Origin of the sequence: Amycolatopsis roodepoortensis (genome assembly GCF_024628825.1) — a bacterium.
In the GTDB taxonomy this organism is placed as follows: Bacteria; Actinomycetota; Actinomycetes; order Mycobacteriales; family Pseudonocardiaceae; genus Amycolatopsis; species Amycolatopsis roodepoortensis.
Window position 1 is genome coordinate 2,477,204 of sequence record NZ_CP102415.1, and the last position, 22,158, is coordinate 2,499,361.

The window sequence follows — 22,158 nt, forward strand, 5'->3', positions numbered from 1 at the left end:
GCATTTTGATCTCGCCATCAAACCGTTACCCCGGTCGGGCTAACGGCGTCGTATCTTTCGGACCAACAACTCTGACGGTTGACACCTAACGGAAGAGGCCAGTAAAGGGAGTCTCGTACCTTTCCCGCGGTCGGCGCGGTCGCGGAACCACCTGAAGGTGCGAGCAAGGCGAGATCGGCTCTCGCCAAGGCGCGTCATCGGCGCAAGGCCCGGAGGTTCACCGGGACGGCGCGACATCATGAAAATTTCGCTTGCCGGGCAAGGCGATCGACATCTGACGGTCCGATGTGGACATGGAGGCGCGTGGCGCTTTCCGGTCCTGTCACCGGGGTTGTGCCGCGCCCGCCAGCTTCGTCTTCGACGGCCGAAGTCATTCCGTCGACGGACCGGTCCGGGAGAACGTGGCGATGAATGCTGCCCTCAGAACACTGTCCACACCAGACACAGGTGCCGGATTCGCTCAGCGGTACCTGTGTTTTCCGCCCGCGGGAGGAACGGTTCTCGGCTTGCAAGGGCTCGCTCGCGCGGTGCCCGGGGTCGAGGTGTGGGGGGTGGAGTATCCCGCGCACGGTGAACGTCTCGTGGAGCCTGCCGCCGAGTCCCTCGAGGACATCGCCGAGGAGATCGCGCTGGACGCCCTCGGCCACTTCGAAGCCGAAGGACTTTCGCGGATCACGCTGATCGGGTTCAGTATGGGCGCGTTCGTCGCACTCGAAGTGGCTCAACGCCTTCAGATCCGTGGACGAACGGCACCGGCGGCCTTGATCGTCGTCGGCGTGTGCGCCCCGCAGCTCCGGACACCCGGGAAGTACGTGAAGGCCGCCTGGATCGACGCCGTCGGAGTCCTCGATGGGATCGGTGACCACTCCCCCGAGCTCCGGGAGTACGCGCTGGAGCTGTTCCTCGGCGATCTTCGGTTGACCAGCGCCTACTCCGGCCCCGCGAAGGTGACGCTGTCGTGTCCGATCATCGCGATCCGGGGCGAGGACGACCCGGCGTTCGCGACCGGTGCCGACTCGCTCCGGGCGTGGCGCGTCTGGACATCCGGCTGGTTCACCGATCGTGTCGTGCCAGGGGGCCACCTCGGCGTGCTCGCACCGGGCAAGGAAGCCAACTTCTGGGGCCTGGTCCGGCAGGCCCGATCCGCTGGGGAGCCTGGCGATGAGTGACCCGGCACCGTCCATTGTGAACGGCACGCGACGGCGACTCCCCCGGCTCACCTGGTGCGACCTGTTCGAGTACCAGGCTCGGCGAACTCCGGACGGCACCTGCCTGGTCGCCGGCGAGGTCGCCTGGACGTTCGACGAACTCGACCGCTGGGGCGACCGGCTCGCCCACGCCCTCCGGGACGCCGGCGCGTCACCGGGAACGGTGGTGGCCTGCGCGATGACGAGGTCCGTGCGGGCGGTGCTGGCCGTCCTCGCCACGGCGAAGGCGGGTGCGGTGCATCTGCCGATCGATCCGTCCCTGCCACGCGCACGGGTCGACGCGACCCTCGCCGACGCTCGTCCGTCCGTGGTGTTGACCGATGCCGTGGGTCTCGCGGGCCGGGCGGATCTGCTGCTGTCCGAAGAGGACTGGCAGGGCGAACTCTCCGGGCGAGACGTGCGGCGGTTGCCGCGGACCGGCGAGGGCGCGGCGTACGTCATCTACACCTCCGGTTCGACGGGCCTGCCCAAAGGAGTGGTGGTCGGCCATCGGAGCCTGGTCAACCTGTACGGCGAACTGACGGCACGGTTCTTCCCGGCCGGCCGTGGCCCTCAGCGGGTAGCGCACGGTTTGCCGCTGGTCTTCGACGCGTCGTGGAATCCGCTGTCGTGGATGGCGGGCGGGCACGAACTACATCTGGTCCCCGATTCGGTTCGCGCGGATCCGGGGTCCTATGTGGACTTCGTGCGGGAGCACCGGTTGTCGGTCGTGGAGGCGGTGCCCGCGCAGATGTCGGCGCTGCTCCAGGCCGGGCTGCTCGATGGCCGCATCCGCCCGCGGACGCTGCTGATGGGCGGCGAGGCCATCGGGCAGGAACTCTGGTCACGACTACGTGGAGCAGTGGGCGTCACCGCGGTGAATCTCTACGGTCCGACCGAGTGCACGGTGTTCACCACGTCCTGCGATCTCGGCGAACGCACGACGCCGTCGATCGGGCGGCCCATCGGCAACACGACCGCCCAGGTCGTCGACGACGAGCTGCGGCCGGTACCGGTCGGGGAACCCGGCGAACTCCTGATCGGCGGCTCCTGCCTCGCGCTGGGCTACTTCGGGCGGCCGGAGCTGACCGCGGACCGGTTCGTCACCGCGGGAGAACGCCGATACCGGACCGGCGACCGGTGCCGTCTCGCGGCCGACGGTCACCTCGAATGGCTGGGCAGGCTGGACGACCAGGTCAAGATCCGGGGCCATCGGGTCGAGCCGGGCGAGGTGGAGCGCGCACTGCTCGCCTCGCCCGGGGTCCGGCAGGCCGCCGTCCGCGCCGAAGGCGCCGAGCCCCGGCTGGTCGCCTACGTCGTGCTCGGCACCGCCACCGTCACCCAGGTGCGGGAACGGCTGCGAGCGACGCTACCGCCATATCTGCTGCCCTCCACCGTGATCCCGCTCGAGGCCATGCCACTCGGGCCGACCGGGAAGATCGACCGGGCCGCCCTCGCCGCACCCCTCCCGGTACAGCGGACGGTCGTGCTGACCTCCACCCAGAAGCTCGTCGCCGCCGCGTTCCGGGTCCAGCTGGAGATTCCGGCGGTCGACGCGGACAGCGACTTCTTCGACCTCGGCGGGCACAGCCTCTCCGCCGCGGCGCTCGCCGCGCGGCTACGGGCACTGGGTGTGCCGTGTTCGCTGCGGGACGTCCTGCTGCGCCGCACGGTGGCCCGGCTCGCCGAACTCGTTCCCACCACAGAGAAAGGAGTGACGCCGTGATGGACGACTACGACGTGATAGTCGTGGGTGGCGGACCGGGCGGATCCACCGCCGCCGGCCTCACCGCCGCGGAAGGTCACCGGGTGCTGCTGCTGGACAAGGACCACTTCCCGCGCTACCAGATCGGGGAATCCCTGCTGCCCGCCACGATCCACGGGATCTGCGCGATGCTCGGGGTCCGCGACGAGATCGAACGGGCCGGATTCGTCCGCAAACGAGGCGGCACCTTCAAATGGGGCACCGGTGCCGAACCGTGGACGTTCTCCTTCGCCGCTTCCGACCGCATGGCCGGGCCCACGTCGTACGCCTATCAGGTCGAGCGCACCCGGTTCGACGCGCTGCTGCTCGACGGGGCCCGCCGGCTCGGCGCCGAAGTCCGGCAAGGACATCGAGTACTCGGCACCATCCAGGTGGGCGAGCGGATCGGCGGCGTCCGCTATCTCGACGACACCGGGCACGAACGGCAGGCGACGGCCAGGTTCGTGGTCGACGCGTCGGGCCACGGCAGCAGGCTCCACCACGACGTCGGCGGCATCCGCGAGTACTCGCCGCACTTCCGGAACCTGGCGCTGTTCGGGTACTTCGAGGGCGGCCGCCGGATGCCCGCGCCCGACACCGGGAACATCCTGTGCGTCTCGTTCCCCGGCGGCTGGTTCTGGTACATCCCGCTGTCGGACGGCTTGACCAGCGTGGGGGCTGTCGTCAAACACGAATCGGCGGACCGCGTCCAGGGCGATCCGGACGTGGCCTACACGGCGCTGATCGAGGATTGCCCGCTCATCGACGAGTACCTCCGCGACGCGCACCGCGCGACCGAGCCACCCTACGACCGCCTCCGGGTGCGGAAGGACTACTCCTACGACCGGACCGTCCTGTGGTCCCCGGGCATGGTGCTCGTCGGAGACGCCGCCTGCTTCATCGACCCGGTGTTCTCCTCGGGGGTGCACCTGGCCACCTACAGCGCGTTGCTGGCCGCCAGGTCGATCAACAGCACCCTCGCGGGTTTCTCGGACGAGAAGCGATGCTTCGCCGAGTTCGAAGCCCGCTACCGCCGGGAATTCGGGCTGTTCCGGGATTTCCTCATCACCTTCTACCGATTGGACTCCGACGAAGACGACTACTTCCGGCAGGCGCGACGGCTGACCGGCCACCACGGGACCGCCGACGCGGCTTTCGCCGGTCTCGTCGGTGGAGTGTCCTCACAGGACTTCTCCCGCGCGATGTTCGGCGACGTGCTCGCCGAAGGTGTGCAACTGCAGTTACGCGGCCTGCTCGGCGAAGCCGCGGGCGACGAACCGCCGATGTTCCCCGGCGGGCTCGTCCCCACCGCGGACGGCAGGCGGTGGCGGGTGCCCGATGCCTGATCTCGCCGTTCTGCTCGCCGCGCTCGCCGTCCTGCTGGCCATGGCCCGCTGCTTCGGCTGGGCGTTCACCCGGGCCGGGCAGCCCGCCGTCCTCGGGGAGATCACCTGCGGGCTCGTCGTCGGCCTCGCCCTGCAGGCCGGCCCGGGCCTCCCCGGTGGCGTCGACACGACGCTGGACGCGCTCGCCCAACTCGGCCTGATCCTGTTCCTGTTCGGGGTCGGCGCCCGCCTCGCGCCGTCGATGACCGCGGCACGGATCACGGCGGCGTTCGTGCCCGCCCTGGGTGCGACCGTCGTCCCGGCCGCCCTCGGTGCGCTGCTGGCTCTTTGGCTGGCCACCCGCCATGCTCCGGCCGGGGCCGTCCCGTTCGTCCTGTTCGCCGCCGCGGCCATGGCGGTGACCGCCTTTCCCGTGCTGGCAAGGATTCTGGCCGAACGGCGGATGCTGGACGACGACCGCGGCCGCTGCGCGCTCACCGCCGCGGCGCTCACCGACGCCACCGCGTGGGCGGCGCTCGCCGTCGTCGCGTCCGTCCACAGTGGAGCACAGGTCTGGACGCTGCTGGCGGCCTTCCCGTTCCTGCTGGGCCTGCTCCTGCTCGCCCGGCCGTGGTCCGGCCGGACGATGGATCGCCTGTCCGGGCCGACCGCGGTCGCGACCATGGTCGCCCTCGCCTGCTCGGGGGCCGCGATGACGGACGCCATCGGCCTGCACGCCGCGATCGGCGCGTTCCTGGTCGGCGTGGCCGTCGGACGGCCCGCGTCCCGGCACGACCCCGTCGCGCTGATCACGCCCCTGGCGTCCCTGCTGGTGCCGCTGTACTTCGTCCTCATCGGACGGAAGGTCGACCTCGGTGAGCTCGACACCGCCCTGGTGACCGAAACCCTCGCGATCATCGCGGTCGCCGTCCTCGCCAAAGGCGGCGGCGCGTACCTCGGTGCCCGCCTCGCCGGACAGCCTCCGCATCCGGCCGCGGTGTTCGCGGCCCTGATGAACACCCGCGGCGTGACCGAACTCGTCTTCCTCGGCATCGGGCTCGGCCTCGGCGTCATCGACAGCGCCTTCTACACCGCGATGGTCGCCATGGCCCTCGTCACGACCGCCATGACCGGCCCGCTCCTCAACCACCTCGAACGGAACAAGGTGACCCGAGATGCCTGACCACCCAGCCGAACCCTGGCGGATCAAGATGGTCGAACCGATCCGCGCCACCACCCGCGAACACCGCGAACGAGCGCTCCGGGCCGCGGGCTGGAATCCCTGCCTGCTCCGCTCCGAAGACGTCTACATCGACCTCTTCACCGACTCCGGCACCAACGCCATGTCCGACCGGCAATGGGCGGCCCTCATGCGCGGCGACGAAGCCTACGCCGGCGCCCGCAGCTTCTACCTCTTCGAACAAGCCGTTCGCGCCCACTACGGCTACGAACACGTCATCCCCGTCCACCAAGGCCGCGGTGGCGAGAACATCCTCTCCCGCTGCCTCATCCGCCCGGGTACCCATGTCCCCGGCAACATGTACTTCCCGAGCACCCGCGCCCACCAGGAACTCAACGGCGCCACCTTCCACGACGTCATCATCGACGAAGCACACGACCCAGCCCGCGAACATCCGTTCAAAGGCAACGTCGACCTCGGCAAGCTGCAGGCCGTCATCGCCGAACACGGCGCCGGCATCCCCTACGTCTCACTCGCCGCGACCGTGAACATGGCGGGTGGCCAGCCCATCAGCGTCGCCAACCTCACCGCCGCCTGCGAGCTCGCCCACTCCCATGGCATCCCGGTCTTCCTCGACACCGCCCGCGCCGTGGAAAACGCCTGGTTCGTCAAACAACGCGAGCCCGGCTGGGCACACCGCTCGATCGCGGACATCCTGCTCGCCCTCTGCTCCCCCACCGACGGCGCCGTCATGTCGGCCAAAAAGGACTGCCTCGCCAACATCGGCGGCTGGATCGCGCTTCGCGACCCCGATCTCGCCGAACAAGCGCGCGGTCTCGTCCTGCTCTACGAAGGCCTCCACACCTACGGCGGCATGGCAGGCCGCGACATGGAAGCCATCGCCCAGGGCATCACCGAATCCGTCGACGAAGACCACATCCGCGCCCGCGTCGCCCAGATCGAATACCTCGGCCACCGGCTCCACACCGCGGGCGTCCCGATCGTCCGGCCCATCGGAGGCCACTGCGTCTGCGTCGACGCCACCGCCGTCCTCGGCCACCTCCCCCGCACCGAGCTCCCCGGCCAGACCCTCGCCGCCGCCGTCTACCTCGAAGGCGGCGTCCGTGGCGTCGAACGCGGAACCGTCTCAGCCGGACGCGACCCGGCCACCGGCGAAAACCGTTACCCGCCCCTGGAATTCCTCCGGCTCGCCATCCCCCGCCGCGTCTACACCCAAAGCCACATCGACCACGTCGCCGACACACTCGTCCGCGTCCACAAAGACCGGCACCACATCACCCACGGACTCGCCTTCACCCACGAACCACCCCACCTCCGCTTCTTCCAAGCCCGCTTCGCCCCCACGGCAGGCACGAGCATCCACACCACCTGAACCGACCGCCTCACGTCACGTCGGTTGCCTGTGCCACCGGGGGCAGAGGAGTCTGTGCCTTCGGTGGCTGTCGCCGCCCACGCCTCATCCATCGGCCCCTGAACCAACGTCGCAGCAGGTTGCGCGACCTGGGGTCGCGGATCTTCACTTCTCTGGGGTCTGACCCTTCGTTCCAAGGTTCAGACCCCGAGGGGCGCTTCCAGGGAATCCGAATTCGTCAGTGCCGCCGGCTGAAGCGGTCGGAGATCCGGTCGAGCGCCCACGCGGCCTTCAAGGATGGCGCGCTGAGAGCGAACGAGGGCAGGCGCGGCGGCCGCGGTCGCCACACCGCGCGCAGGTCTTCGTGCGGTTCGTCTCCGGCCAGGCGGTCGGCCAGCAGTGTGCCGACGTAGGGCGATTGGGCGAGGCCGTGGCCGTTGCAGCTGACGGCATAGAAGACGTTCTTCGCCACCTCTCCCGCGACCGGGAGGAACGACGTGACCGCGACCCACCCGCCCCACGCCCGTTGCGGCGCGACGTAGCGCAGCGACGGGAAGCGCTCGTGGAAGCCGCGGACGAGGTCTGCCACGACCTCCCGGCTGGGTTCGCGGGCCCCGAGTGCCCTCGGCGCGGCCTCGAGCTGGCGGGTACCGAACAAGAGGGTCCCGCGCTCAGTGCGCCGGTAGTTCTCGAGAATCGTGTGCGCGGTGACGATGCCGGCGCGCGTCGTCCAGCCGATCGCCTCCAGCCGGTCGGGGTCGATCGGTTCCGTTTCGACGACATTGGTCCACACGGGCTGGATTCCGCGTGGGGCGATCGCGAGGTCGCGGGAGCCGGCGTTGGTGGCGAGCACGGCGCGCTCGGCGCGGACGCGGCCGCCGGGAACGCTGAGCACGACCGTCGCGCCATCGGACTCGACCTTTTGTACAGCAGAACGCTCGAACACCCTGACACCCGACGCCAGAAGCGCGTCACGAAGTCCGGAGGCGAGTTTTCCCGGGTTCAGCAGACCCCCACCGCGCAAGTGGATGCCGCCCAGGAAGGTGTCGGGCATGCCGAAGTCCCGGCCGTCGACGAATTCGACGTCGGCGCCGGCGTCGCCGAGGATGCGCGCCCCCTTCTCCAACCGTCGCAGCTGTCCGGCGGAGACCGCGGCGTTGACGCCGCCGGTGGGTTCGTAGTCGCAGTCGATGCCGAGCCGTGCGATCCATTCCTCGGTGAACTGTGCCGAGGCCTCCGCGTAGTGAATGAGGTTTCGCAGTCGGCGCCGGTACAGGAAGCGCAGCATCTGCGGGTCCCCGGCCAGTTCGTTCGACAAATAGCCCGCGTTGCGCGACGCCCCGCCCCAGCCGCAGTATCCGGCTTCGAGCAGGACGACATCGGCGCCGCGCTCGGCCAGCCGGAGTGCCGAGGCCATACCGACCAGGCCACCACCGACGACAGCGACATCACACTGGATTTCCTCTTCGAGCGCCGGTGCGAAATTCGTGGGCCGATCGCACCATCCGGAGAACGCCGAACAGGTCACACCGTCGGACTCCGTCGCCCGCATGGTCACTCCTCTTCTCTTGCCCCGAGACAGGGCTGTCGTTGTTCGATTCGATTCAGGCCCGGGCAACGCTGTGTTCGCCCGACGTGGGTTCGGCACCGGTCTTCACGTTGTGGTCGTGCAGGGCGCGATAGGCGAGGTAGTACACGAACATCTGGAATCCCCAGGTGGCCAGCGCCGCGCTGTAGAAGAGCGTTCGGTGCGCGTCGTCGCCCGGAATGGGAAAGAAGTCGTACGTGATCGCGATGGCGGCTCCCGCGAGGGTGACCACCCCCGCGCCCACGGCCGTGACTGTGGCGCCGATGCGCCAGAGCCGCCATACGAAGTAGGCGAGGAAGACCGTGGTGACCACGTTGACCACGACGTAGAACGTCGCCGGGCCGACGTGGAGCTGATCGGCGCGGAATTGCTGGAGGTACAGCCCCGCGACGGCGGCGAGCGCGAACACACCGACGTCGACCGCGACCGAGGGCTTGTAGCGGTGCGTCACGCGCATCAGGCCCATGACGAGAATGAGCGTGATGCCGACTGATCGGGAGAAGGCGTCGAAGAAGTAGGCGACGCTGTACAGCGGGCTGCCCTCGTCTCCGCCCAGAAGTGCCCAGAGAAGAAAGTTCGAGCCCGAGGTGGCGACGATCATCCATTCCAGGCCGAGCAGGTAGTTGTCGTAGCGCCGGATGAACTTCCAGCCGAAGTAGAAGCCGGCGAAGATCATCCAGAGATCGGCCAGCATGAAGAGCAGGTCCTTCATGTCCTTGATTCCTTCGAGTCGCGCCTTCGCCTCTGCGTCGAAGGCGGTGCGTTCGGATAGCGAGCCGACTTGTGATCCGGCTCATAGACTACGCCGGTCTTAGTCATCTGATCAAGTCATTTGCCCAAGTATTCTCGCTGCTAGGCTGGCCGTGACTTAATCAAGCGTCCAACTACGTGCACCGGGAGGACTTCGTGCCACGGATCCCCGCCGCCCAGCGGCGTAGCGACTTCATCAAGGCCGCGGTGGAGGTCATCGCCACCTACGGCATCGAGGGCGCGACGACCCGGCGCATCGCCGAGCAGGCGCAGGCGAATCTGGCGATGCTGCACTACTGCTACGACTCCAAAGAGGACCTCTTCGCCGATGTCTACGAGTTCGTGGCCGGCCGGTACCGCGACGCGCTCGAGGGCGACGACTCCCCCGGTGACGTGCGAGAGACGGCTCGACGGCTCCTGCGCGGGGTCATGGAGTGCTACCTCGAGTCGGCCAGCTTCACCGCGGCGACGGTGGAACTCATCAGCTGGGCACGACGCCAGCACGGAGACCGCGGTATCGCGGTGTACGACAAGGCTCTCGAGACGGTGCGCGCCGCACTTCGCGCCGCCGAGCCGGACCATCCGATCGAACCGGAAGTCGTCGACGAGATCGCCTTCGTCCTCGCCACCTTGGCCGACGGCTTCGCCGCGAACTGGTTGACCTACGGGGATCGGGCCGCCGCGCTGGGGCAGATGGAGATCGCCACGTCGGTCCTCGACAGCTGGCTCGCGGCCCGGCTCGGAGCCGCCCCCGTCGGGCGATGACGTCACAGCGGCAACTCGGGCGAATCGACACCGACGACCCGGTCGCCGCAGAAGACCCGCACCGACTCCGCCGGACCGTGGCCACCGATACCCGCCGGGCCCCAGAAGCTCTGCGCCGAGTCGTCACCGAGGTCGGCGACTTTCGCGCCGTTGACGCGCACTTCGCCGGCCAGGACGCGGGAGCCGACGTCGATCGCCCGGTCCGTGTCGGCGCCGAACACGTACGCGTCGAGCCCTGACGGATGGGCATTGGCGACGCGCAGCGCCTGCTCGTCGGAATCCACGGCGTGCAGGGAGACGACCGGGCCGAACAGCTCGGCGGTGGCCTGAGCCGGGTCGGCGCCGACCGCGACGGTCGGCGACAGGAAGAAGCCGTCGAGCTCGGGCAGGCGGGCGGGCTGCCGGATACTCGCCCCCAAGTCGCGCAACCCGTCGATCCTGCTCTGGAGGGTCCCGAAATGCGGGGCATTGGAGATCGGGCCGATCTGGACGTCCTCGTCGAGGGAGTGGCCGACGACGAGCTTGGAGATCCGCTCGGTCAGTGCTTCGAGGAGGGGGTCGATCAGGCCGCGGTGCGCGAGGATCTTGCCCGGTCCCTCACACCATTGACCGTTGAGTTTGGTCATCCCGTCGAGGATGCCGTCCGCGGTGACGTCGAGATCGGCGTCGTCGAGCACGAGCACCGGATTGTTCCCGCCGAGCTCCAGCTGCAGGACCTTGAAGTCTTCCGCGGCCGCCCGCGCGATGGCGCGCCCGGCGGCGGGCCCGCCGGTGAACGAGACGATCTTGACGCGGTGGTCGGTGGTCAGCCGGGCGCCGACGTCGCCGGCGCCGTGCACGAGCTGCAGCGTGCCACTGGGCAGGCCCGCCTCGACGAAGCACTCGACGATGAGCTGTGCGCTGCCGGGCGCGTGCTCCGAAGGTTTGAGGATGACCGGGCAGCCCGCGGCCACGGCGCTGGCGAGCTTGGCCGCCGGGATGAAACTCGGGCCGTTCCACGGCGTGAGGATCGCGGCGGGACCCCACGGCACCTTGTGGAGGCGGACGTCGCGGCCGCCTGCCGCCAGCGCGGTGACGCGCGGGATGTTCACCAGGTCCGCCGCCGAAGCCCGGATCCTCATGGGCAGGAAGGCCGCGACCTTCCGCGTGACGCTGATCGGCGTGCCGCTGGTCAGCGAGTCCGTCCGGGCGATGTCCTCGGCCCGGGTCTCGACGATGGCCGCCACTCGTTCGAGCATCGCGGCGCGCTCACGCCGGGCGTCCTCGTCCCAGCGGCCGATGTCGTACACGCGCTCCGCGTGCCGCAGGGCCCGCTCGACGTCGTCGGGTGACGTCGTGACGGAGCGGTGGACGGGTTCTCGCGTGTTGGGGTCGACGTTCCACGTGCCGGGGATCGTCTCGGCTTCGCGCCAGGCATCGGCGATGTAGTTCACCGGCCGGGGAATCTCGTTGCTCATCTTCAAGGTTCCTTCGGTTGGTCAGGACTGGAGATCGACGACGATGCGGGTGACGTCGCCGGACTTCATCGCCTCGAAGCCTTCGTTGATCTCGCCGAAGGGAATGACGCGCGTGACCATCTCGTCGAGCAGGAGACGTCCTTGCTGGTAGAGGCGGGCGAGCTGGAGGATGTCCTGTCGCGCTTGACCCGAGCCCATGTAGGAGCCGATCAGCCGCTTCTCCTCGAAGAAGAAGTCCGATGCCGGAACGCTGAGTTCGGTGCCTCCTGGTGCGATTCCGACCAGGCACGCGGTCCCCGTCGGGCGCACCAGTGCCAGGGCCGTCGCGGCGGTGCGGGCCGAGCCGACCGCCTCGAAGGCGTAGTCCACTCCGTCCCCGAGCAGGCGGTGAACTTGCGCGACCAGGTCTTCGTCCCCGCCGTTGACGACGTGGGTGGCGCCGTAGCCGCGCGCGGCCTTGAGCCGGTCGTCGTCCAGGTCGATCGCGACGATGGCCGACGCTCCGGCGAGCCTCGCGCCTTGGATGATGGCCGATCCGACGCCGCCGCAGCCGATGACCGCGACCGTGCTGCCCGGTCGCACCCGGGCGCCGCGGAAGACGGCGCCGACACCGGTGATGACGCAACAGGCCAGGAGACAGCCGACGTGCGGTGGAACGTCGTCGGGGAGCCTCACCAGCGAGTTCTCGCGCATGAGAACGTGCCGGGAGAACGCCCCGATGTCGCCCAGCCGCTCGATCGGCTCGCCTGCGGTGGTCTGGAACGCGGGCCGGGGGCGGTGACGGATCTCGCCAAGCCGCCGGCACTGGGTCGAGCGCCCCGCCTCACAGTTCGCACAGCGGCCGCAGGACGGCGTCAGCGCGCCGACCACCCGGTCCCCGGGACGCAGCCCGGACACCTGCGAGCCGACCGCCTCGACCACTCCGGCCACCTCGTGGCCGACCACGACCGGCAGCTCGGTCGGGACCGTTCCGGTCATGTAGTGCAGGTCGCTGTGGCACAGCCCCACGTTGGTGACCGCGACCCGCACCTCGTGCGGTTCCGGGTCGTCCACCCGGATGACGGTCAGCGCGAGCGGTTCGCCGACTGCGGTCAGCACCGCGGCCTGGGTGTCGATCATGTCGAAGTCTCCTTTTCGGTGTCCTTTGTGGACAGAAAGGCTCGGATGCCCGCGGCCAGAGCTCCGCTCTCCCATGCCTGGGCCGCGGCGAGGTCTTCCCTGGCGAAGGCCGCTTCGACGTCCTCTGCCGTCGGGCGCAGGAGCGCGAGGTGGAGGGCCGTCGTGTTGCCCTCCGGCGTCCACTCGACGACGGTGTCGATGGCACGGCCGATCAGGGCGCCGGGCTCGACGATCTCGTCGAGCAGACCGATCCGCAGCGCTTCGTCGGCCCGGATCCGAGGGGATCCGAGCACCACTCGCATCGCGTGGTTCCCGACGAGCCGCCTCAGCAGCACGCTGGACGCGTTCGAGATCGTGATGCCCCGGCCGTTTTCCGGTTGGTAGTACACGGTTTCCGGGGTTCCGATGCGGGTGTCGCAGCTCAGGGTGATCTCCGAGGCTCCGCCGACCGCGATGCCGTTGACGGCCGCGACCACGGGTATCCGTGTCTCGAGGATCGCCCTGGTGATGTCGTGGAAACTCGCGAACGCCTCACGCATCCCGGCTTCCGTCGACGGTGCGCTGTGGAGATCCTCTCCCGCGGAGAAGGCCCGGCCCGCACCGGTGAGCACGATCCCACGCACGGTCTCACCGGTACCGAATTCGCGGATGACGCTCGCCAGACGGCGCCGGGTGGCGACGTCCATGGCGTTGAGCTTCTCGGGGCGCCGGAGGGTCAGCACCGCGACGTCCCGGACGACTTCGATGCCGAGGAATCCCCGTCGTGCGCCGAGGTCGTAGGTCACGCCGGGGTCGGCCGCGGCCCGGGCCTTGAGCGCCGGTTTGGCGATGCGTTCGGACGGCGTGCGGGGGAAGTCTTCGACGAACTCCAGGTAGCGCGGCACTTTGAACCGCGCGAGTTCCTTGCCCGCCCGCTCGACGATCCGCTCGGCCGTCGCCGGCTCGGCGGGGACACCGGCCGCCAGCTGGACGAACGCCTTGACCTCCTCGCCGAGCGTCTCGTCGGGTTCGGCGACGACGGCGGCCGAGACCACCAGGTCGTCACGCTCCAGGGCGGCTTCGACTTCGACGCTCGCGACGTTCTCGCCACCGCGCCGCACCATGTCCTTGATCCGGCCGACCAGCCGGACGCCGTCGTCCGGGCGGCGGACGACGAGGTCGCCGGTGTGGAGCCAGCCGTCCCGCAGCACGCGGGCGGTGTCTTCAGGGCGGTTCCAGTAGCCGTTCATCATCGGTGTGCCGGCGATGATCAGCTCACCGGTCTCGCCGTCGGGCACGTCGGAGCCGCCGGGATCGACGACGCGGATCTGTTTCGTCGGTACGGGCCGCCCCAGGCTCCCGCTTCCCACCGCGCCGACGTCGTCGAAGGGGCTGAACAGGTCGATCCCGGATTCGGTCATTCCGTAGACCTCGCGCCACGGAGCGCCCCATCGTTCCTCCAGCCGGGCGTGGAGTCCGGCCGGAATTCCCGAGCAGAAGACGAGGCGGAGGTCGTTGTCGCGGTCTTCGGGCGTCGGCGGTTGCTTGAACAACAACGTCGGCATGGACCCGAGGACGTAGAAGAAGGTCGCACGATGCCGCCGGACGTCCGCTATGAACGTCGACGCCGAGAACCGGGGCAGCACGACCAGCGGAGCGCCGGCGGTGAGGGCGAGCGCGGTGTTCCACTGTGGATCCATGTAGGAAAACGGTTGGGCCGTCAGGAGAACGTCCTCGGGCCCGAGTCCGGTCACCGACGCGCAGATCCAGCCCAACCGGACCCAGTAGTCGTGGGTGAGCATGCACGCCTTGGGAAAACCGGTCGTACCCGACGTGTACTGCAGGTTCGCCAGCGCCCCACCTTCGATCGGTGCGGCTGGAGGCGTCGCCGGAAACGGCTCCGACCCGTCGTCGGCGACGTCGACGACGCGGACGTCCGCACCGGCGACGACCCCCGCGATCAGATCCGAGCGGTCGGCGTCGGTGAACACGACGCGTGCCCCGGAGTCCCGCAGCACGAAGTCGAGGTCGGCACGCTGGTAAGAGCTGTTGATCGGTACGGCGACCGCGCCCGCTTTCAGCGTGGCGAGCCAGACGACGGGCCAGTGCACGACGTTCGGCAGCATGATCGCGACACGCTCGCCCGGCCGGACACCGTCGACCTCGATCAGCCGGTGCGCCAGCCTGGAGGTCCAGCCGTCGATCTCGGCGAAGCTCCACGACCACTCCCCGAAACGCAGGAACTCACGATCCGGCGAGTCCTTCGCGCGTCGCGACAGCAGTTCCGTCAGGGTCGGGGTGGCGGGGTCGTCGCCCGCCTGTCCGGGCGCCACTTTCGCGGTCATGGCAAGCTCCTTCGCCTTCTGGCCGCGGCCTGGACGATCCACGTCATCGCCGGGTCCTCGCTCTTCATCCACTCCGGATGCCACTGGACGCCGAGCACCGGTGCGCCCGGGAGCTCGACCGCTTCGATCACGCCATCGCTCGTCCGTCCGGTCACGACCAGGCCGGTGCCGCAGCGGTCGACGGCCTGGTGGTGCCACGAGTTGGTCATCGCGTGCTCGCCGAACAGGCCGGCGGCGATCGAGCCTTTTTCGAAGGACACGAGATGATCGGCGGTGCCGTCGGTCGGCGCGGTCTCCGCCGACAGATGGCTCACGGGCCCGGCAGGCAGGTCGGCGACGAGGGTGCCGCCGAGCGCGACGTTGAGCACCTGCATGCCGCGGCACACGCCCAGGATGGGAATCCCCGCCTCCAGCGCGGCCCGGGCGAGCCCGAGCTCGTACTCGTCCCGTGCCCTGTCGTGGACCATCGGGTCGGTCCGCGGATCGACGTCGCGGACCACCCCCGGGTCGCCACCCCAGAACGCCGGGTGAACGTCCTGCCCGCCGGTGATCACCACCCCGGAGAGCCGGCGGCAGATCTCCGTCGCGTCGGTGTCGTAGGAGAGATGCACCGGAAGCCCACCGGCCTGCGCGATCCGGCTCGCGAAGTCCGCCATGTAGCTGTCGAGGCAGCGGTCTCCGTATCGCTCGTCGGCTCCCTTGATCAGCTCCAGCCGGAATCGCCTGCCGGTGATGCCGATCAGCGGACGCGCGCTCACGGGAACTCGAAGTAGCGAGTGGACTCCCACTGGGAGAGTTCGGCGAACGGATCGCCGCCTTTGGTGTGGAACTCCATCCACTCCCAGCGCCGCGACGCGATCCAGAAGTCCACGAACTCGTCACCGAGGTACTCGCGCAGAAGCGGATCGGCATCCAGGGCGGCGGCGGCCTTCGACATCGTGTCGGGGATCCGGGGCACGCCGGCGCTGTCGGGCAGGCACCAGGCCATGTCCGTGACCTGCTCCGGTGGTTCGATCTCCCGCTCCACACCGGCCAGCACCCCGGCGAGCACTCCCGCCAGCGCGAGATAGGGGTTCACGTCGGCACCGGGAAGCCGGTACTCGAGGCGCGAGTACTTCGGGTGGCCGGTGATGGCGCGCACCGCGGCCGTTTTGTTGTTTTCGCCCCAGCTGACGACGGTGGGCGGTCCGGTGAAGTCGACCAGCCGCCGGTAGGACGTTATCTGCGGCAACGCGAGCGAGGTGTTGCCCGCCATCGTGGCCAGTAGCCCGCCGACCGCGTGCCGCATCAGCGGGGAGGGGCCGTCTTCGGCGAAGAACCGGTTCACTCCGTCGCTCTGGAGCGACAGGTTGAGGTGGGCGCCCTGGCCGTAACCCGCCGTCGGTTTGGCCATGAAGGTCACCGTGTGGTCCCGCTCGAACGCGACCTCGCGCATGACCTGCCGGGTCCGTGCCCAGGAGTCGGCCAGCGTGATCGGGTCCGCCGGCGGCAGGTTCAGCTCCGTCTGCCCGGCGGCGGCCTCGTCGGTCCAGGCCTCCCAAGCGATACCGAGCCGATCGAGGCGGCCGACGACCGCTTCCATGTAGTCGACCCAGTCCTTGGACCTCGCCAAGTGATACGTGGCTCCCGTGCCGCCGCCCAAGGGCGTCAGGTCCCGGTACCCGCGTTTTCGCGCCTCCTGAACGGATTCCTCGAACAGGGTCGCTTCGATCTCCACGGCGACGGTCGCGGTGTACCCGAGAACGGCGAGCCGGGCCACCAGCTTCCGCACGAGGTTCCGCGGGCAGATCGGCACAGGTGTGCCGTCCTGCAGCCAGTAGTCGCCGATGACCGAATCCAGGCCCGGCTTCCATTCGACGAGGGTCGACATGTCGGGGACCATCTGGATGTCGTAGAGGTTGCCGCGCCAGTCCGGGAAGGCGTCACCGAGGACGATCTCGTTGCCGAGGTCGATCGCGAACAGGATGTCGGCGAAGGCGAAGCCGCTGTTCTTACCTGAAGCGAACTTCGTGCTCGACACGGTCTTGCCGAGAAGGCTTCCGTCGTGGTTCGTCGCTTCGAGGCGCACGGCGCGGTTCTTGAGATCAGACATCGAAACGAACCCTCCAGGAAGCGGCCGTCATGACCGACAGTTGCGACAGCGTGCCCTTCACCTGAAGGCCGGCCGCCAAGGAAGCGGCGAAGTCGTCCGCTCCACTGAGGACACCGGCGAGCACGTCGGGTTGCCCCGCGATCAGGTATTCGGACGGCCCGTCGCCGAACCGTTGCCGCTCCGGGCCGCCGGGGCCATCGGCGTCGACGATCAGCACGTCGGGAATGCCGGGGATTTCCCTTGTCACCGACCAGAAATCTTGGGCGGCCTGGCGCCAGTGCGGCAGCGGCGGCGTCAGCGCGCGCAGGATGCCGGCGGCCAGGACGACATCACCGGCGGGCTCCTCCACAGCGGCGAAGCGCGCCAGCAGATCGACGACGACCGTCGCGGCGGGCTCGATCACCACTCCGCCGGTCACCGTGATCGCCTTGCTGTCAAAGGAAATCGTCGCGGTCTGCGGCGTGTCGTGAGAACGGACCACCACGGTGCCGGCGGACCGGCCCAAGACCTCTTGCGCGTGACCGATCCGCGACGAGTCACGCAAAGTACGCCCGATCAGCCGGACGACCGGACTCGCGTCGTCGTCGATGGTGACGGGAAGGGTCGAACCCTCCATCACGGGCGCCTCGGGAAACGTCATGATCTCGGCCATCGGCGGCCCTTTCGATCGTGGCGACGATCGCGCCAGAGTTAGTCAAATGACTCGATCAATTGACGAAGATGATGGGTGCCCTGCCGCGCCTTTGTCAACAGCCCCTTTCGGGCGAGCGCCCGGAACCGCCCCTTGACGAGGGGTCGAAGTTGTCACACACTCGATCACCTGACTTAATCGGATGACCTACTAGGAGTTCTGATGCACGTCATCCACCAGCGCTACGTCGCCTACTCCGAGGCTCACTACGCCGGAAATCTCGTCGACGGCGCGTACGGCCTGGCGCTGTTCGGCGACGCCGGAACTCATCTCGCGATCGTCACGGACGGCCACGAGGGTCTCTTCGCGGGCTACTCGTCCGTGGAATTCCTGGCGCCGGTGCGCGGCGGCGACGTCATCGAGGTCGAGGCACGGCTCGCGGCGAAAGGCACCAGGAGCCGGACGATCGACTTCGAGCTGCGCGTCATCGCCCGGTCCGTCGACGGCACGGGCGCAGCGGAAATCCTCGCCGAACCCATCGTCGCCACCCGCGCCCGCGGGACCGGCGTCGTCCCCGCCAACCGAGAAGGAAGTGCAGCATGAAGGACCCAGACGTGCCGGAAGCGGCCGACATCGTCGTCATCGGCGCCGGCATCTCGGGTATCGGCGCGGCCCAGCACCTGAGGACCGACTTCCCCGGCAAGAAGATCATCGTGCTGGAGTCCCGCGACTCGATCGGCGGCACCTGGGATCTGTTCCGCTATCCGGGTGTCCGGTCCGACTCCGACCTGCACACCTACGCCTACGAGTTCAAGCCGTGGCGGCATCGGAGCGCGATCGCCGAAGCGCCGCTGATCCGCGAATACCTCGCCGAGACGGTGAGCGAGTTCGGCCTCGACGACCTCCTGCGGCTCAGGCACCGGGTCACCTCCGCGGACTGGTCGAGCGCCGAGGCGCGCTGGACGCTTCAAGTGACCGCGACCGACGACGCCGGAACCGAACGCACGAAGACGATCAAGACCCGCTTCGTCTTCAGCGCCACCGGGTACTACCGATACGACGAGGGATACACGCCCCACTTCGAGGGTCGTGAAGATTTCCGGGGCGACATCCTGCATCCCCAGCATTGGCCCGAGGACTACGACCACCGCGGCAAACGCGTCGTGATCATCGGGAGTGGCGCTACCGCCGTGACCATGCTCCCGGCCATGCTGACCGGCGAGGGCGCCGCGGCACACGTGACGATGCTGCAGCGCACCCCCAGCTACATCGCCTCCCAGCCGCGGTTCGACAACATCGCCGTCAAGCTCACCAAGCTGCTCGGGGCCAAGCGCGGCTACGCGGCCACACGGCTGAAGAACATCTGGATCGACTTCCTGCTCGTCTCCACGCTGCGCAAATTCCCCGACTTCGGCCGGAAAGCGCTTCGCAAGTGGACGCTCAAGGAGCTTCCGCCGCACATCGACGTGGACACGCATTTCAACCCGCCGTACGCGCCGTGGGACGAGCGTCTCTGCGTCACCCCGGACGGAGAGTTCTTCAAGGCACTCCGTGCGGGCGGCGCCGACGTGGTCACCGACCGGATCGACCGCTTCACCGAGAACGGCATCCTGCTGAAATCGGGCCAGGAACTGGAGGCCGACGTCATCGTCACCGCGACCGGCCTCGTCATGCAGATGCTGGGCGGTATCCAGCCCACAGTGGACGGTGTCCCGGTGAAGATGTCCGACACCCTCCTTTATCGTGGCGCCCTCTTCTCCGGCATACCGAACTGGGCCATGATGCTCGGTTACACGAAGGCGTCGTGGACGCTCCGGCTGAGCAACGTGTGCCGCCTGGTCGGCGACGTGCTCCGCCGCATGGACGCGAACGGGTACGACATCGCGGTCCCGGTCGTCCCGGACGGACTCGCCACCGCGGACCTCCTCGACCTCACCGCGGGCTACATGCAACGGGCCAAACCCGAACTTCCCCGCCAGGGCACCGAATTGCCGTGGCGAATGCACACGACCTTCGTCAAGGACAACCGGCTCTTCAAGGGGCGGCTCGTCGACGAGAACATCCGGTTCTCCGTCCGGGCACCCGCCGCCGACCTCACGGGCGCGGCGGCCGACTCATGACCGCGGCACGCCGGCGTCTCCAGCGGGCCCTCGTCATCGCACTGAGCCGCACTCCTCCCCTGCTCCTCAAACTGCTGGCACGCCCACCGGTCAACAGCGCCGGCGATCGGATGGCGCCCGACATCGCCCTGCTGATGAAGCTCACGGAAGCCGGTGGCGACTACAGCGACCTGCCGGTGGCCGCCGCCCGGGACGTCACCGAACGTGACGCGGCGCTGTTCGCCGACCGGATCGCGCCTTGTCCCGTCGAGCAGGACGTGGATCTCGGCGACGGGCTGCGGGCGACCCGCTACAGCTGCGGAACCCCGAACCGAGGTTTGCTCCTTTTCTTCCACGGCGGCGGATTCGTGCTGGGGAGCCGCGCGAGTTACGCCGCGCCGGCGCGGATGCTCGCCAAGGGAACGGGCGCCGACGTCCTGTCCGTCGAGTACCGGCTCGCGCCCGAGCACTCGTTCCCGGCGGCGCACGACGACGCGCTCGCCGCGTGGCGGTACGCCGTCGACCATGCCGCCGACTGGGGAGCCGACCCGCACCGGATCGTCGTCGCCGGTGAAAGCGCCGGAGGCAACATCGCCGCCGTGCTCTGCCAGCGGCTTCGCGGCCTTCCTGTCCAGCCGATGATGCAGGCGCTCATCCAGCCGGTCACCGACATCTCGGAACGACGGCCCTCCCAGCACGAGTTCGCGGGGTCCCCCGCGTTGTCGGCCAAGCAGATCGCCTGGTTCATGAACCATTACCTCCCCGATGGGACCGACCATCTCGACCCTCGGGTTTCCCCTTTGCTCGCCGGAGACCTGGCGGGTCTCCCCCGTGCCATCGTCGCCGTCGCCGGATTCGACCCGCTCCGCGACGACGGACTCGCTTACGCGGCCGCGTTGGCGGAAAGCGGCGTACCGGCGGAGGTGATCCACGAACCCGAACTCGTGCACGGCTACATCGCCTTCACCGCGATCAGCCCGAGCAGCAAAAGGGCCACGAGACGGCTGGTACAGGCCATCTCCTCGGCGCTGACGTCGACACCTGAACGGAGCACCTCATGACCGAATCCCGCCACGAGCACACGGCGGACGTCGTCGTGGTCGGTGCCGGTATCGCCGGGTTGATGGCGGCGACCACACTGTCCGATCGGGACGTCGTCGTGCTCGAAGCCGGCGGCCGGGCCGGAGGACGCGTGGAGTCGGTCCGCCAGGGCGACTACTGGATCAACCTCGGCACCCAGTTCACCGAAGGCACCGGCCCGCTGATCGAAGCCCTCGAACGCCACCGGGTCCACATGGGGACGTTGGCGGGCAAGAAGGTGGCCCTCGCGCTCCACGGAAAACAGGTCGACACCTCGAATCCGTTCGCCCTGATGTTCCGGTCCCGGATGACCTTGCGGGACCGGGTCGCTCTGGCGGCCGTCGGCGCGCGCATCCTCGCGGCGGCACCCTTCCTGCAGCTGAACCCGGACAACCGCCTGGCGAAGCGAGTGCGGGCGAAGCTCGACGCCCTCTCCGCGTCATACGTGCTCCGAGGGATCAAGTCCGACGTCGCGCGGGACATGGTCCGGTCCTGGTCCGGGCAATGGATGGGCTGCGAACCCGAGGAAACCGCCGCGACCCAGTTCGTCATCTCGATGGGCATCCTCCTGACCGACCCGGCGAAGGTGCCCAATTTCTCCCTGCCGGAAGGGGGAAACCAGACCCTCACCGACATCCTGGCCGACGACCTCGGGGATCGGCTACGGCTGAACTCCCCGGTGAATTCGGTGGAGCGAACAGAAGACGGAGTCGTCGTGGACTACCACGACGAGAACGGACCCGCGCGTATCCGAGCCCGCCGCGCGATCGTGGCCGTTCCCAGCGATGTCGCGATCAAGATCCTGCCAGGCCTCCCGGCCGAGTACCGGACGGCGTTCGACGACATCCACTACGGCCGGTACGTGGTGGTGGGCTTCTTCACCAGTGAGGAAGGCCCGCAGCAGTGGGACGACTACATCGCCGTGTCGACGCCCCAGCTGTCGTTCCAGGCGATGTTCAACCATGCCGCGGCCCTGCGCGGTCCTGGTCCACGCAAGCCGGGCGGTGCGCTCGCCTGCTTCGCCGGGGGCGCCGTGGCCGACGACCTCTTCAAGCTCACCGACGAGGAGATCGTCACCCGGTTCACCGCGGACCTTCTCTCGCTCTACCCCGAACTCGAGGGGAAGCTCGGCGAGGGGATCGTCCGGCGCCACCACCGTGTCGTGCCGTTCTGGGCACCAGGCGGACGCGCCTCCTTGCCGACCCTGCGCGAACACCTCGGCCCCATCTACCTGGCAGGTGACTACCAGCTCGACATGCCTTCACTCGCCGACGCGGCCTCATCAGGTGAACGGGCCGCCAAGCAGGTTCTCGCAAGCCTGTCCCGCCCAGCACACTGACGAAAGGAACCCATGCCCTCCCCATAGACTCCCGCCCGTCAGGTGGACCGGCTCTACCACGACCTCCTGTCCCCCGCGAAGTACGCGAGCGGGCCTTTCCTCTGCC

The 22,158-nt window shown here is 68.9% G+C and carries 18 protein-coding genes; 10 read left to right on the forward strand and 8 right to left on the reverse strand.

Annotated features, from left to right (window positions below; genetic code table 11):
• Positions 1 to 407 precede the first annotated feature (407 nt).
• Genes NQK81_RS11510 through NQK81_RS11530 form a run of 5 tightly spaced genes read left to right on the forward strand, consistent with a single transcriptional unit; the run spans position 408 to position 6,829 of the window.
• Positions 408 to 1,169, forward strand: a complete 762-nt coding sequence (locus NQK81_RS11510; RefSeq protein ID WP_257488159.1) for a thioesterase II family protein — start codon at positions 408 to 410, stop codon at positions 1,167 to 1,169.
• Positions 1,162 to 2,913, forward strand: a complete 1,752-nt coding sequence (locus NQK81_RS11515; protein WP_257488160.1) for an amino acid adenylation domain-containing protein — start codon at positions 1,162 to 1,164, stop codon at positions 2,911 to 2,913. Before NQK81_RS11510 ends, NQK81_RS11515 begins: the two co-directional genes overlap by 8 nt.
• A complete protein-coding gene (locus NQK81_RS11520; RefSeq protein ID WP_257488161.1) occupies positions 2,913 to 4,277 on the forward strand; it encodes a tryptophan 7-halogenase in 1,365 nt (454 codons plus the stop codon). Before NQK81_RS11515 ends, NQK81_RS11520 begins: the two co-directional genes overlap by 1 nt.
• The gene (locus NQK81_RS11525) at positions 4,270 to 5,439 is read left to right on the forward strand and encodes a cation:proton antiporter (RefSeq protein WP_257488162.1); all 1,170 of its coding nucleotides are present in this window, start codon (positions 4,270 to 4,272) and stop codon (positions 5,437 to 5,439) included. Before NQK81_RS11520 ends, NQK81_RS11525 begins: the two co-directional genes overlap by 8 nt.
• Complete coding sequence (locus NQK81_RS11530; RefSeq protein ID WP_257488163.1) at positions 5,432 to 6,829, forward strand: tryptophanase; 1,398 nt, start codon at positions 5,432 to 5,434, stop codon at positions 6,827 to 6,829. Before NQK81_RS11525 ends, NQK81_RS11530 begins: the two co-directional genes overlap by 8 nt.
• Positions 6,830 to 7,046: 217 nt before the next feature.
• Here the strand turns inward: NQK81_RS11530 and NQK81_RS11535 are convergent, their stop codons facing one another.
• Positions 7,047 to 8,360, reverse strand: coding sequence for an NAD(P)/FAD-dependent oxidoreductase (locus NQK81_RS11535; protein WP_257488164.1), 1,314 nt, complete (start codon positions 8,358 to 8,360; stop codon positions 7,047 to 7,049).
• Positions 8,361 to 8,412: 52 nt separating this feature from the next.
• Positions 8,413 to 9,108, reverse strand: a complete 696-nt coding sequence (locus NQK81_RS11540) for a transporter (RefSeq protein ID WP_257488165.1) — start codon at positions 9,106 to 9,108, stop codon at positions 8,413 to 8,415.
• Positions 9,109 to 9,302: 194 nt separating this feature from the next.
• On the opposite strand from NQK81_RS11540, the gene NQK81_RS11545 reads away from it, so the two are divergent.
• Complete coding sequence (locus NQK81_RS11545) at positions 9,303 to 9,911, forward strand: TetR/AcrR family transcriptional regulator (RefSeq protein WP_257488166.1); 609 nt, start codon at positions 9,303 to 9,305, stop codon at positions 9,909 to 9,911.
• Positions 9,912 to 9,913: 2 nt separating this feature from the next.
• On the opposite strand, the gene NQK81_RS11550 is transcribed toward NQK81_RS11545, so the two are convergent.
• Genes NQK81_RS11550 through NQK81_RS11575 form a run of 6 tightly spaced genes read right to left on the reverse strand, consistent with a single transcriptional unit; the run spans position 9,914 to position 17,555 of the window.
• A complete protein-coding gene (locus NQK81_RS11550; protein ID WP_257488167.1) occupies positions 9,914 to 11,368 on the reverse strand; it encodes an aldehyde dehydrogenase family protein in 1,455 nt (484 codons plus the stop codon).
• A 21-nt stretch (positions 11,369 to 11,389) separates the two neighbouring features.
• On the reverse strand, positions 11,390 to 12,487 hold the full coding sequence (locus NQK81_RS11555; protein WP_257488168.1) for a Zn-dependent alcohol dehydrogenase: 1,098 nt from the start codon (positions 12,485 to 12,487) through the stop codon (positions 11,390 to 11,392).
• Positions 12,484 to 14,811: an AMP-binding protein gene (locus NQK81_RS11560; RefSeq protein ID WP_257488169.1), complete on the reverse strand. Its 2,328-nt coding sequence runs from the start codon at positions 14,809 to 14,811 to the stop codon at positions 12,484 to 12,486. The genes NQK81_RS11555 and NQK81_RS11560 overlap by 4 nt, the downstream gene beginning before the upstream one ends.
• A complete protein-coding gene (locus NQK81_RS11565) occupies positions 14,808 to 15,569 on the reverse strand; it encodes a gamma-glutamyl-gamma-aminobutyrate hydrolase family protein (protein ID WP_257488170.1) in 762 nt (253 codons plus the stop codon). Before NQK81_RS11565 ends, NQK81_RS11560 begins: the two co-directional genes overlap by 4 nt.
• On the reverse strand, positions 15,566 to 16,903 hold the full coding sequence (locus NQK81_RS11570; RefSeq protein ID WP_257488171.1) for a glutamine synthetase family protein: 1,338 nt from the start codon (positions 16,901 to 16,903) through the stop codon (positions 15,566 to 15,568). Before NQK81_RS11570 ends, NQK81_RS11565 begins: the two co-directional genes overlap by 4 nt.
• Positions 16,896 to 17,555: a hypothetical protein gene (locus NQK81_RS11575; RefSeq protein WP_257488172.1), complete on the reverse strand. Its 660-nt coding sequence runs from the start codon at positions 17,553 to 17,555 to the stop codon at positions 16,896 to 16,898. Before NQK81_RS11575 ends, NQK81_RS11570 begins: the two co-directional genes overlap by 8 nt.
• A gap of 201 nt (positions 17,556 to 17,756) precedes the next feature.
• On the opposite strand from NQK81_RS11575, the gene NQK81_RS11580 reads away from it, so the two are divergent.
• From NQK81_RS11580 to NQK81_RS11595, 4 genes are read left to right on the forward strand one after another with little or no spacing between them, the layout of a single operon-like run.
• On the forward strand, positions 17,757 to 18,137 hold the full coding sequence (locus tag NQK81_RS11580) for a hotdog domain-containing protein (RefSeq protein WP_192744892.1): 381 nt from the start codon (positions 17,757 to 17,759) through the stop codon (positions 18,135 to 18,137).
• On the forward strand, positions 18,134 to 19,654 hold the full coding sequence (locus NQK81_RS11585) for a flavin-containing monooxygenase (protein WP_257488173.1): 1,521 nt from the start codon (positions 18,134 to 18,136) through the stop codon (positions 19,652 to 19,654). The genes NQK81_RS11580 and NQK81_RS11585 overlap by 4 nt, the downstream gene beginning before the upstream one ends.
• Complete coding sequence (locus NQK81_RS11590; RefSeq protein WP_257488174.1) at positions 19,651 to 20,694, forward strand: alpha/beta hydrolase; 1,044 nt, start codon at positions 19,651 to 19,653, stop codon at positions 20,692 to 20,694. Before NQK81_RS11585 ends, NQK81_RS11590 begins: the two co-directional genes overlap by 4 nt.
• Positions 20,691 to 22,052 (forward strand): flavin monoamine oxidase family protein, encoded by a 1,362-nt coding sequence (locus NQK81_RS11595; protein WP_257488175.1) that lies wholly within the window; start codon positions 20,691 to 20,693, stop codon positions 22,050 to 22,052. The genes NQK81_RS11590 and NQK81_RS11595 overlap by 4 nt, the downstream gene beginning before the upstream one ends.
• Positions 22,053 to 22,158 lie beyond the last annotated feature (106 nt).